11 protein-coding genes are annotated in these 12,436 nt (G+C 60.1%); 6 read left to right on the forward strand and 5 right to left on the reverse strand.

Features of this window, described 5'->3' with window-relative positions; all coding sequences use genetic code 11:
* Positions 1 to 158: 158 nt before the first annotated feature.
* From EXQ56_05055 to EXQ56_05075, 5 genes are all read right to left on the reverse strand, one after another.
* The gene (locus EXQ56_05055; GenBank protein MSO19823.1) at positions 159 to 608 is read right to left on the reverse strand and encodes a putative toxin-antitoxin system toxin component, PIN family; all 450 of its coding nucleotides are present in this window, start codon (positions 606 to 608) and stop codon (positions 159 to 161) included.
* Positions 609 to 636: 28 nt separating this feature from the next.
* A complete protein-coding gene (locus EXQ56_05060; protein MSO19824.1) occupies positions 637 to 909 on the reverse strand; it encodes a hypothetical protein in 273 nt (90 codons plus the stop codon).
* 178 nt (positions 910 to 1,087) lie between these two features.
* Positions 1,088 to 2,050 carry a D-2-hydroxyacid dehydrogenase family protein gene (locus EXQ56_05065; protein ID MSO19825.1) on the reverse strand — a complete coding sequence of 321 codons (963 nt, stop codon included), beginning with the start codon at positions 2,048 to 2,050 and terminating at the stop codon, positions 1,088 to 1,090.
* 105 nt (positions 2,051 to 2,155) lie between these two features.
* A complete protein-coding gene (locus EXQ56_05070; GenBank protein MSO19826.1) occupies positions 2,156 to 3,397 on the reverse strand; it encodes a C4-dicarboxylate ABC transporter in 1,242 nt (413 codons plus the stop codon).
* Complete coding sequence (locus EXQ56_05075; GenBank protein MSO19827.1) at positions 3,394 to 4,833, reverse strand: MmgE/PrpD family protein; 1,440 nt, start codon at positions 4,831 to 4,833, stop codon at positions 3,394 to 3,396. Before EXQ56_05075 ends, EXQ56_05070 begins: the two co-directional genes overlap by 4 nt.
* Before the next feature lie 626 nt (positions 4,834 to 5,459).
* Between EXQ56_05075 and EXQ56_05080 the strand changes: the two genes are divergently transcribed.
* From EXQ56_05080 to rho, 6 genes are all read left to right on the forward strand, one after another.
* Positions 5,460 to 5,762 (forward strand): DUF3467 domain-containing protein, encoded by a 303-nt coding sequence (locus EXQ56_05080; GenBank protein MSO19828.1) that lies wholly within the window; start codon positions 5,460 to 5,462, stop codon positions 5,760 to 5,762.
* 56 nt (positions 5,763 to 5,818) lie between these two features.
* The gene (gene tig / locus EXQ56_05085; protein ID MSO19829.1) at positions 5,819 to 7,087 is read left to right on the forward strand and encodes a trigger factor; all 1,269 of its coding nucleotides are present in this window, start codon (positions 5,819 to 5,821) and stop codon (positions 7,085 to 7,087) included.
* A 132-nt stretch (positions 7,088 to 7,219) separates the two neighbouring features.
* Complete coding sequence (gene clpP, locus EXQ56_05090) at positions 7,220 to 7,807, forward strand: ATP-dependent Clp endopeptidase proteolytic subunit ClpP (GenBank protein ID MSO19830.1); 588 nt, start codon at positions 7,220 to 7,222, stop codon at positions 7,805 to 7,807.
* A gap of 29 nt (positions 7,808 to 7,836) precedes the next feature.
* Positions 7,837 to 9,090, forward strand: a complete 1,254-nt coding sequence (gene clpX, locus EXQ56_05095; protein ID MSO19831.1) for an ATP-dependent Clp protease ATP-binding subunit ClpX — start codon at positions 7,837 to 7,839, stop codon at positions 9,088 to 9,090.
* 218 nt (positions 9,091 to 9,308) lie between these two features.
* Complete coding sequence (locus tag EXQ56_05100) at positions 9,309 to 11,726, forward strand: endopeptidase La (protein ID MSO19832.1); 2,418 nt, start codon at positions 9,309 to 9,311, stop codon at positions 11,724 to 11,726.
* Positions 11,727 to 12,088: 362 nt separating this feature from the next.
* A partial coding sequence (rho, locus tag EXQ56_05105; protein ID MSO19833.1) for a transcription termination factor Rho occupies positions 12,089 to 12,436 on the forward strand: 348 nt, incomplete at its 3' end.

The raw sequence follows: 12,436 nt of genomic DNA on the forward strand, positions 1-12,436 counted from the left end.
TCAGCACACCGGCCGGGCCTTCATGTTACCACAATCCCGCCGCCGGTAAGTATTCAGCGCGCGTCATGCTGTGGTATTAGGCTGTGGTATTAGCCTGTGGTATTGGCTGTGGTATAAGGCTGGTAAACGCCTCGCCTGCCTCCGGATTCCCACGTGTTTCAGCGGGCCTCGGTTGGTTCGCCGCGCTCAGCTTCCTTAAGAATCTCGATCATTGCGGCGGGAGTAACAATCCGGGTGGATTTGTGCTGTTTCAGGGATAAGAGTTCCTTGTCGCCGGTGACCAGAAACTCGGCCTGGCCGGCTTCAGCCAGCGCCAGCAGGTAGATGTCCTTGGGGTCCGGGGCGACGGGCCCGCCCGACTCTGATTCGAGGTTCCGGCAAAAGAAAGAGAAATCCCGAAGGCCCGCCGCGAGCAACTCGGCCGCGCTGGCGCGCAGTCTCGTCCGGAAAAACGGTCGGCCAAGCACATTGCGGAGTTCCGCTATGAGCGCGTCGCTGGCAACCAGCATGAACGCCTTGCGCTCCCAGGCGTCGACCAGCGTAGCCGGTGCGCCCAAGGGCGGAAGCAGGGCGGAGAGCAGGACATTGGTATCCAGGATTAGGCGCATTGATTTAACGCATTGTGGTTGAGGCGCATCAGGATCGCATGGCGCGTTCCCGATACTGTTTCGCGCGAACGTCTTCGACGGACTCGTCAATCATCTTCTGTAGCTCGTCCGGAGAGACATCGGCGAAAGCATCGCTGGCTTCGCGCACCGTCTGATGAAAGATGCGCCAGCGGACCGCTTCCTCAATGAATTTCGAAATGTCGCCCTTGCGCATCCCCTGCGCCCCCAAAAAACAGCGCAAGGCATGATCCGCCTGCTTGGACCAAGTGATGGTCAAGCGAGTGGTTTCAGGCTCGGACATGGCGCCTTTAGTCATATAAGCATATATCCGCTTATAAGTGTAACGGGATGCCGTTCGGTAATGTGGCGCTCCCGCTCCTTGGTCAACTCGACCGCACCCTTCAGATAGGGGCAAGGAAAAACCGAAAAACCTGGCACGGAGGGGACGTTTTCCATCGTATTTTACTTTATAAAGCTCCTTAATGGTCGAAGTGGGGGACTTCCTTGCCGTCCAGAAAGTCGAGCAGGACGCTGCACGCCGCGGCGGCGAAGCGGCGGTAGCCGTCGTCGGTGGGGTAGCCGATGTGCGGCGTGAGCACGACGTTCGGGAGCTTTGTTAGCGGGTGGCCGGGCGGGAGCGGCTCTTGATCGAAAACGTCGAGGCCGGCGCCGGCGATGCGCCTTGTGGCGAGCGCGGCGATGAGTGCGGGTTCATCGACGATTGGCCCGCGCGCGGTGTTGATCAGGTACGCGGTGGGTTTCATCATGGCCAGACGCCGGGCGTCCAGCAGGCCGCGCGAGGTGGCAGTGAGTGAGGTGTGAATGGATACGACGTCGGACTCCGCGAGCAGATCGTCCAGTTCGCGCCGCTCGGCGCCGGCGGCCTGCGCGGCGGCGGCGGTGAGATTGCGGCTCCAGCCGAGCACGCGCATCCCAAACGCCAGCGCGATGCGCGCGACGTGCTGTCCGACCTGGCCGAGGCCGACGATGCCCAACGTCTTGCCGTGCAGCACGGGCGTCGCGGGCGTGGTCCACTCGCCGCGGCGCACGGCGGCGTCGTTCGCGGGAATCTGGCGCATCACGGCGAGCGCGAGCGCCAGCGCCAGCTCCGCCGCGCCGATCGAGCCTCCCGCCGAGGCCTTGGCAATGACGATGCCGCAATCATGGGCGGCGGCGAAGTCGATGTGGTTGGCGTGATTGCCGGTCTGCACGATGATGCGGACGCCGGTTAGTTGCGCCAGCAGTTCGCGCGTGAAGCGGGTGCGCTCGCGGTTGGCGATGAGGGCGTCGCAGCCGCGCAGCGCGGAGGGGTCGCCGAACGGCGCGGTGAAGATGTGTACGTCGATAGGCTTGCCGTGCGGATCGGCGCGCTCACGCAGACGGCGCACGCCGTCGGTCGCGTCCCACGCGTTGTGAATGTCGTCGAGGATGGCGATGCGCATGTGGGAATGGCCTTTATCAGAGCCCCGACCGCGAGGGAGGGGGCACGCTCAACGGAAATGGATATTCGGCAATCGTGCCCCCTCCCTGGCGGTCGGGGCTCTGATCTACCCGAACAATATCCAGCACAATACCGCGCCGACCACAGACATGGATAGGCCCCAGACGAGCAGCCCGTTGAATAGTTTTCTTACGTCGGTGCCGGGGGCCGCGCCGGCAATGTAGAGCGCGCCGACGGTGGAGAGCGACGACAGATCCACCAGGCTCGATCCGACGTTCATTGACCAGGCGATGCTCAGCGGCGGTATGCCGCCGAGCTTATGCGCCAGATCAGGCACCATCGGCAGGAACGCGGGCAGCACCACGCCGGAGGTGCTGCTGTATACCGACACGATGCCGGTGCCAAAGGCCACCACCGCTTCCACTGATCCGGGTGTGGAGACGTTGGCGATGAAGCTGGTGATCAGCGCGAGGCCCTGCACTTCCTGCATTAGAGCGATGAGCACGGTAACACCCGTTACCATCAGGATGACGCCCCAGGGCATGCGCTGGATGGCTTTCGACTCCTCCACCGTGCGCAGCAGAATCAGCGCGGCGGAGAGGATCAACCCCATCATGCCGACGTGCAGTTTTAATCCCGCCACGGTGGCAATGAGAACGACGATGGCGATGGTGGTCAGCCAGTGGCGCGTCTCCATCGCGCCCGCGTCCTGCTCCTCCACCTTCACGGATTTATCGTGATGAACGAATAGCTTCCATCCGCCGAGCAGCAGGAATCCGCCGAAGCCGACCAGCGTGTGCGCCAGCGCGTTATACGCAAACGTCTGCCACTCGACGCCACCCAGGCCGATGCGCGCCATCACGCCGTGCGCCACGATGCCTGTCGGCGCAAAGGGCGACAACGTCCCGGCGAGCGCGCCGTTGCCGGTCATAATGACCATCAGCAGCGGAGGAACTCCCGCGCGCGCGGCGACGGCCATCGCCGCCGGAGCCAGCAGCGCGCTGGCCGGCGTGGCTCCCGCGCCGATGGTGGCCAGGATGAAGCCAATCACAAAAAACAGAATGGGCAGCACGCCCGCATGGCCTCGGCACAAGCGCGTGGCCTTCGCCGTCAGACGCGCAAGCGTGCCGTTGCACTCGGCGATGGCGAACAGCAGCGTCACGCCCACCAGGGTGATGAACAGGTCAGTCGGAAACCCTTCCACAATTTGGGCCACCTTCATATCGCCAAGAAACACGCCGACGATCAGCGCCATCGCCATGGCCAGAACGCCGACGTTGATGCTGGTCACGCAACTCAACGTAACAACGAGTATCAGTGCGCCGACTGAGATCCATGCAAGGTTCATCGTTTCACCACCTCTGCGGAGTTCTTCATCACCTTTACCAGATCCCTGATGTCGGACATATTTTCGAGCGACTCCACCATATTAAATATCTCCATCACGCGCGACTCAGGCAGCACCAGGGACGCGCAGTCGCTGAATTTCTCGTAGAGATCCTCGCGCGTGAACGGCAGGTCGGGACCGCCGCGATAGCGCTCGTCGGCTTGTTGAACAAGAGTTCGCCCGTCCTCCAGGTCCACTTCCACTGTGCTGCGAATCTTCTCCCAACCCTTGGCCTCGATCTCTGGATCGAGTACTCGCTCCACTTTTCTCATCATCTCTTGTACCGGCGCAGATTGCACGAACTCATCGTTGAACTCACGGATGCCCGCCTTGCGGCGCAGCGCGATGGCGCTGACCATGAAAGCGGGGCAGAACTTGGCTTCGAGTTCGTTATGGGCAATCGGATAGCGCAGAGGGTTCAGGATGTTCGACCCGGCGCGCACGCGGATGGCCCGTATCTGTTCGGGCCGGACATCATGGTCGATCACCAGACGGCGCATAGCGTCCATGGTGGGATGGCCGAGCACGCCGCAGGGGTACGGCTTGATCGAGACACCCGGCCAGACGATCACATGAGGGTTGCCGAGTTTTCCGACAATACGGTCCCCGTCAAAACCATTGCCGTGACTGAAGACCTGCATGAATCCCCACGGTGGATCCAGCGCATCCTTGCCGCCCGAGAAGCCTCGCGCGGCCAACTCCGCCGCGATAACTCCGTTCTGCGCCGCGCGCCCCACGTGCAGCGGCTTGGTCATAGTGCCGAAGTTCACGCGAATGCCCGCCGCGCTGCTGGCGGCGATGGCCAGCGCGTGCGCGGTCTTGCCAGCGTCCAACCCCATCAGCTTGGCAGCGGCCACCGCAGCGCCGAACGTGCCGATGGTGCCGGAGGAGTGGAAGCCCTTCATATAATGATTCGGATGGATGGCCTCGGCGATTTTGCACTCAACCTCAAAGCCGGTTAGAAACGCTTCGAGAAACTGTTGGCCACTCACGCTCTGCCGTTCACCGATGGCCAACGCGGCGACCAGGGGAGGGATGGTCGGATGTGTCAGCAGGCCGAAGATGCGGTCGGCGCTGGTGGCGAGCTGGGTGTCGTCCCAGTCGAGCGCGTGCCCGCTGGTGCCGTTAAGCAGCGCCGCCGCTGCTGCGCCGGTGCGGAAGGCCTGCGGGCCGAACGCGGTGGACTCATCGCGGCTGTCGGACTCGCGCAGGTAGCCGCGCAGAATGTTGCTCGCGTCCTGCGTGGAGCCAGCCAGCATCACGCCCAGCCCGTCGATGACGCAGCGCTTGGCCGTGGCCACGGCCGCAGAAGGAAAATTCTGCCACGCGGCCTTGCCGATGAATTCGACGATTCCGTCCGTAACCCGCGCGTCCGTAACGCGCACCTGCTCAGTCATGTTGTTAGAATCCTAATCTCCGGTCCCGCGCCATCATAGATCATAACCCTAATGGCCGCTACTGGCCTCTACGGGAAATGTGGCGGCAGCGGCCGGTAGTGGGCCAGTTTGAATCATTGTCATCCTGAGGAGCGCAGCGACGAAGGATATGCTGTGCGACTGCGCAGAAATTAAAAGCAGATCCTTCGCTCCGCTCAGGATGACAACATTATTTCATGATTAGGAATTTCAAACTGAGCCACTATCGGGGAAATCTACAATGATTTTCTTAAATACCAATTGACGACAATAATTATTTAAAATAGAACGACAAATTCCATGCCTTGTCAATCTGGTCAGAGTGGTCAGAACCGTGAAAGTGTGCACTTTGGTCAGAACCGCGAATTTCGCATCTGCCGATTCTTCCGCAAGAACCGCAAATTTGGCGGCGGCGCAGGCGGGAATTAGGCGAGGTCCAGGCCGCCAAGCTTTCCACATAAATAGTCCCCAGGGAGGGGTGATCGAATTGACTCCAGGATGGTGCATGGGCCATGATGGAGGCAATGCCTTCATGGGGTCGTCCGGGACTATCCGGCTGACGCCGAAGTCAGAGATTGGCCCAAGGCAGATGAGGAGATGAACCCGCTATGGCAGGCACACCGCAGCAGCCCGAGATTCAGTTGAACGCCCTGCCCGAGTACCGTGAGGGCTACGCCAATAGCGTCCAGATAAGGGCCAGTGTGTGGGACTTCCTGCTCACCTTCGGCACCATGGCGCAGCTCGCGCCGGACAAGCTGCAGATCAATAGCTTTCAGGGCGTCTACCTCAGCCCACAGCAGGCCAAGGCGCTCGCCGGGTTGCTCACCCAGAACATTGCGCAGTACGAGAGCGCGTTCGGCGAGATCAAGCTCGATCCGCGCGGGCAGCACGGCACGCTTTCCGTGCAGTAGCCTGGACACCTATAAACAAAGGGTTTCGATGAGAGTTCGACCAAGGAGAATGCGTAGTGGCGGACAGTTGTCTACGAACGATGGAGATTGAAGTACCGGCCGATGTGGTCCAGAAGAAAGTGCAGAAGATTGCGCTGGATTATCAGCGCCACGCGCGGCTCCCGGGCTTTCGTCAAGGCAAGGCTCCACTGTCCTTGATTCAGCGGCGCTATGAAGAGGACATTCGCGGCCAGGCATTGCAGGACCTGGTTCCGGAGTATGTGGAGGCGCAGGTCCGCGAGAAGAAGTGGAATCCCGTGGGCACGCCGTCGGTAACCAATGTGGAGTTCTCCGCCGACGCTCCGCTCCGTTTCAAGGCCAGCGTGGAGGTGATGCCCGAGATCACCTTGGGCGACTACGCGGGACTCCATATTCATGCGGAGAAGACCACGGTCTCCGACGAGGAGATCGCAGACACACTGAAGCGCATGCAGGCCGAGGGCGCCAGCTACGTGAACGTCGAAGAGCCGCGCCCCGTGCAGGATGGCGACTTCGCGAGCCTCGCCGTGGTGGGCAGCGATCCATCGACCGCGGCGGACCCGGACAAGCCCGCCGTTACGCTGGATGACGTGCTGTGCGAGATCGGTGGACAGGACACCGTGCAGGAGTTCAGCGACCATCTGCGCGGCGCAAACGCCGGCGATATGCGCACCTTCGACGTGGCCTACGCGGCGGACTTCCGCGACTCGCGGCTGGCAGGCAAGACGCTCTCGTATCAGGTGAAGGTGCTGGGCATCAAGAAGAAGCAGGTGCCCGATCTAGACGATGAGTTTGCCAAGGAAATGGGGCCGTTCGAATCGCTCGAGGCGCTGCGCACACGCATCCGCGAGGACCTGGGCCTCCACAAGCAGCACGAAGCCGACGAAGACGCGCGCCGCCGTCTGCGCAAGAGTCTGAATGAGCTGCACGACTTCCCCGTCCCTGAGACTCTGGTCGAGAAGCAGACCGACCGGCGCATGGACCGCCTGCGTCGCCAACTGGCGTCCCAGGGAATGGAGCAGCAGTTCGGTTCAGTGGATTGGCCCAAGGTGCGCACGGCGCAGCGCGAGGAAGCGGAGCAGGAGATAAAAACTTCATTGATTCTCGAGCAGATTGCCGATAAGGAGAACTTGGAAGTAACGCAGGCGGAAGTGGACGCGGAGATTGAGAAACTGGCAACATCCACGGGAACGCAGGCGGCTCAGGTGCGGGCGCGGTTGAGCAGTCCAGAGGCCATCGATAGGATAAAGGACCAACTGCGGATCGGCAAAGCGCTCGATTTTGTTCTACAGGCCGCCAGCAAGTAAAGAGCTGCTGGAGAAGCAGTTAGCACCCAACGCGGACGTTCAGGCGCGCTGGATTGAGGGACCCGCTGGCGACGGTTTCACAATATACAGGATCAGGAATAGACACAACTCCAACGAAGAGGGATTTCCGACATGGCTTTGGTTCCAATGGTGGTCGAGCAAACCAACCGCGGCGAGCGAGCGTATGACATTTACTCCCGCCTGCTGAAGGACAATATCATCTTTATCGGTACTCCCATAGACGATAACATTGCCAATCTAGTTACCGCGCAACTGCTCTTTCTGGAAGCGGAAGACCCGGAGAAAGACGTATATTTGTACATCAACAGCCCGGGCGGATCGATCACGGCTGGCATGGCCATTTACGACACCATGCAGTTTGTGCGGCCCGATGTCTCCACCATCTGCATCGGTCAGGCGGCCAGCATGGCGGCGCTGCTGTTGACGGCGGGCGCGGCCGGCAAGCGGTTCTCGCTGCCGAATACGCGGGTGCTGATTCATCAGCCCTCAGCCGATAGAATCTCCGGCCAGGCGACGGATATCGATCTGGCGGCCAAAGAGATATTGCGGATGCGTATGAACACGAATAATCTATTGGCAAAGCATACAGGACAGCCCGTCGAGAAGGTCGCCGTTGACGTGGAACGCGATTACATTATGAATGCCGAGCAGGCCAAGACGTACGGCATCATCGACGAGATCATCACCAAGCATAAGTAAGATTACTGTCAGACTTTAGGGAGCAACCAGTGAAACGCAACGGGACCGAGGAAGCGCTGCATTGTTCGTTCTGCCACAAGGCACAGGATGCCGTAGGGAAACTCATTTCCTCACCTGGTGATGCGCCTCGCGCGTTCATCTGCGATGAATGCGTAACCGTGTGCAATGCGATCCTGGAAGAGGATCGCACGGAAGCTCCGGCGGGCGCGCAGAGCAAACTCCCCAAGCCCGCCGAGATCAAGGACTTCCTCGATCAGTACGTAATCGGCCAGGCCATCACCAAGAAGAAGCTTGCCGTAGCGGTCTATAACCATTACAAGCGCATTCAGCTGAATAAGCAGAAGAACTCCGAGGTCGAGCTGGCCAAGAGCAACATTCTGCTGATCGGCCCCACCGGCACGGGCAAGACGTTGCTTGCTCAAACGCTGGCGCGCTTGTTAGATGTGCCCTTCGCCATTGTTGATGCCACCACTCTTACCGAGGCGGGTTACGTCGGCGAGGACGTGGAGAACATCATACTGAAACTATTGCAGGCTGCCGGCGGCGATGTCACCCGCGCGCAGCAGGGCATCATCTATATCGACGAGATCGACAAGATATCGCGCAAGGATGAGAACCCGTCCATCACCCGCGACGTGTCGGGGGAAGGCGTGCAGCAGGCGCTACTTAAGATTCTGGAAGGCACCGTGGCCTCAGTCCCCCCGCAGGGCGGCCGCAAGCATCCGCATCAGGAGTTCATCTCCGTTGATACCACGAACATTCTGTTCATCTGCGGTGGTGCGTTCGTGGGACTGGATAAAGTAATCAAGCGGCGCGTGGGCGCCAAGTCCGTCGGCTTCCGCGCGGACAAGAAGGAAATCACCTCGGCGCGCGTGGATGTTGATCTGCTCGGAAAGCTTCAGCCCGGCGACTTGATTCGCTATGGACTGATTCCCGAATTTGTGGGCCGGCTCCCGGTGGTTGGCACGCTCGAAGATCTGGATCGGGCGGCGCTGATTGAGATTCTCACCAAGCCCAAGAACGCCCTGATCAAGCAGTATCAGACCCTGTTCGACTATGAGAATGTGCGTCTGAAGTTCCTGGATTCGGCGCTGGAAGCGATTGCCGACAAAGCCATTGAGCGCAAGGTAGGCGCGCGCGGTCTGCGCATGGTTCTCGAAGACTTGATGCTGGACCTGATGTACCACCTTCCGTCCCAAAAACGCGTGCGCGACGTCCTGGTCACAAAAGAGATGGTCCAAAACAAGGAAATCAGCATCCAATATTTTGAGAAGGCCGGCTAAGAGCCGGTTCCCGTTTGCACCGGTCGCTATCCTTGCAAGGAACCGCGCCCATTCGGGATTACCTTTCTCTACTCCAGCCATCCGGAAGTCCTGCGTAGTTTCCTTGTAGGAGACGTTCCTGGTTAAGATGCCAGTGTAGGGTAATTGTGTAGCCGGAATTGCCCAGCAGGCCAACGCAAGAGAAAGATTGCCCACAATTGAAGGAGGCCAACCCAGACATGCTGACCACCAAGGAAAAACCAGAATCCCGGCGGATGCCCATGATGCCTATTCGGGACATGGTCGTCTTCCCACACATGATGACGCCGTTCGTGGTGGGACGCGAGAGCTCCGTGCGCGCCCTCGAAGAGGCCCTGGCTGGCGACAAGAAGATCTTTCTGGCCACCCAGCACGACGCCTCCATAGATGAGCCCAAGCCCAACGAGATTTATCAGGTCGGCATCATTGCCAACATCGTTCAGAGCTTGCGCCTGCCCGACAACAACGTGAAGGTGCTGGTGGAAGGCGTTGAACGCGGTCGCATCCTGAGCATGAATGACGAGGACGGCTTCTTCCACGCCGTGGTCCGCCCCATCCCGCAGAAGGTAGAGCCCACGCCGCAGACCGAGGCCCTCATTAGCCGTGTGAATTCGCTGTTTGAGCAGTACGTCAAAGTCAGCCAAAGCCTGAATTACGAAACCATGATCGCGGCCGTGCGCGGCGAGGACGCGGCAAAGTTGAGCGACACGATCGCGGCCAACCTCAGCATCGGGATTGAAGAGAAGCAGGAGTTGCTGGAAATCCTTGATCCCAACGACCGCCTGACGCGGATCGCGGACATCCTCGATATCGAAATCGAGAAGCTCAACATGGACCGCTCGATTCAAGGGCGCGTCAAAAAGCAAATGGAGCGCGCGCAACGCGAGTACTATCTCAACGAGAAGATGAAGGCCATCCAGAAGGAACTGGGCCGCGGCGAGAAGAACGAGCTCGAAGAGCTGAAGAAGAAAATCGAAACAGCGGGCATGACTGCCGACGCCAAGGAAAAGGCGTTGCAGGAGCTGAAGCGGCTGGAAATGATGCCGCCCATGTCGGCCGAGTCCACCGTGTCGCGCAACTATCTGGACTGGCTGCTCGCTGTGCCGTGGAAGAAGAAGAGCCGCGAGATTCGGAATATCGAGCGCGCCGAGCAGGTGCTCGAAGAAGAGCATTTTGGCCTGGAGAAGATCAAAGAGCGCATCATCGAATATCTCGCCGTGCGCCGTCTGGTGAAAGAGCCCAAGGGCTCAATCCTGTGCTTTGTCGGTCCTCCGGGAGTGGGCAAGACTTCGCTCGGCATGTCCATCGCGCGCGCCACGGGCAGGCAGTTTGTTCGCCTCTCGCTGGGCGGAGTGCGCGATGAGGCGGAGATTCGCGGCCACCGCCGCACTTATATCGGCGCGCTGCCTGGCCAGATTCTTCAGATGATGAAGAAGGCCGGCACTAAGAATCCCGTCTTCATGCTCGATGAAATCGAAAAGATGAGCATGGATTTTCGCGGCGACCCGTCGGCCGCGCTGCTGGAAGTTCTGGACCCCGAGCAGAACTACATGTTCGTGGATCACTACCTGGACGTGGAGTACGATCTCTCGCAGGTCTTCTTCATCGCCACGGCCAACGTGATTCACACCATCCCGCCCGCTCTGCTCGATCGCATGGAAGTCCTCCGCCTCTCCGGTTACACAGAGCCCGAGAAGGTCGAAATCGCCAAGCGGTTCCTAATCAAGAAGCAGCGCACGGAATCCGGGTTGACGGACAAGAACTTGCAATTCACCGATTCCGGCGTTAGCGGCATCATCCAGAGCTTCACGCGCGAGTCCGGAGTCCGCAATCTGGAGCGAGAGATCGCCAACGTCTGCCGCAAAGTCGCGCGCAAGGTGGTTAAAGAAGGTCCCGAAGTTTCCGCCACGATAACCGGTGAGAACGTCTCCGAGTACCTGGGCGTCATTAAGTACCGCGACCAGACCGCGGAGAAAACCAGCGAAATTGGCCTGTCCACGGGACTCGCATGGACCGAAGTGGGCGGCTCCATCCTCTCCATCGAAGCGACACTGATGGACGGCAAAGGAAAGCTGACTCTCACCGGAAAGCTCGGTGATGTGATGCAGGAGTCAGCACAGGCGGCCATGAGCTACATCCGCTCACGCAGCCACCAGCTGGGCTTGGACCGCGAGTTCTACCGCCACCTTGATATTCACATCCATGTCCCGGAGGGCGCCATTCCCAAGGACGGGCCGTCCGCGGGAATCACGCTGGCCACCACCCTCGCCAGCGCTCTCACCAAAAACCCAGTGCGCCGCGATGTGGCCATGACCGGTGAAATAACGCTGCGCGGGAAGGTGCTCCCCATCGGCGGCCTGAAGGAAAAATTGCTCGCCGCACAGCGCGCCGGCATCCGCACCGTAATCCTTCCGAAGGACAATCAGAAGGACATGGCTGATATTCCTGCTACTATTCATCAGGATTTTACGCTACACTTTGTCGAGACCATGGACGAGGTCTTGAAGATCGCGCTGGAGCGTCCGGTGGACCCGCTCGCAGCGGTTGCCATTGAGCCGCCTCTGCGGACTGATTTTTCAGCCGGAGACAGCGCCGATCAGGATTCGGTAACGCACTAGGATTCGCAGCGGCTGGAAGCGACCGCAGTATTGCTGCCCTCACAGCCTTGCGCATCATTATGATTCAATCAATTTCGATCTTTTGAAGGATTGGCACGCGCCCGCGTTGCGCTTTCTCGCGCATTGCGGGGTTGCATCTTGCCTGATTTACTATGCCCATTAAAAATGGTTCTACCCAGACTCACAGCGGTCGTGGTGAGCGCAAAAGCTCACCTCCGCCTCCGCCGCCGCCCCCTCAAGACAGTAGTGCGCCCGAGTCTTCCGCGCCGGTAAATGTCGCGGGGCAGCCTCCCGCGCCGCCTGCTACTCCCCCTGCCGCGCCAAACGCCCCCGCGCCTTCGCCGGTAGCCGCCAAGGGTCGCATGGCGCTGGCCGAGCTGAAGCAGATGAACATAGCGCGACTCGCGCAAGTGGCCAAGGACCTCGATATTCCAAAAGCCTCCACCATGCGCAAGCATGAACTGGTGTTCCGCATCCTACAGGCGCAGGCGGAAAAGGATGGACTCGTCTTCTCCGAAGGCGTGCTCGAAGCGCTCCCGGAAGGCTACGGATTCCTGCGCGCGCCGGATTACAACTACCTTCCATCCCCCGATGACATCTACGTTTCGCCGTCGCAGATACGGCGGTTTGATCTGCGCACGGGGGACACCATCTCGGGGCAGGTGCGGCAGCCCAAGGAGGGCGAGAATTATTTCGCGCTGGTGAAGATC

The organism is Acidobacteriota bacterium (assembly GCA_009691245.1).
Lineage (GTDB): Bacteria > Acidobacteriota > Terriglobia > 2-12-FULL-54-10 > 2-12-FULL-54-10 > SHUM01.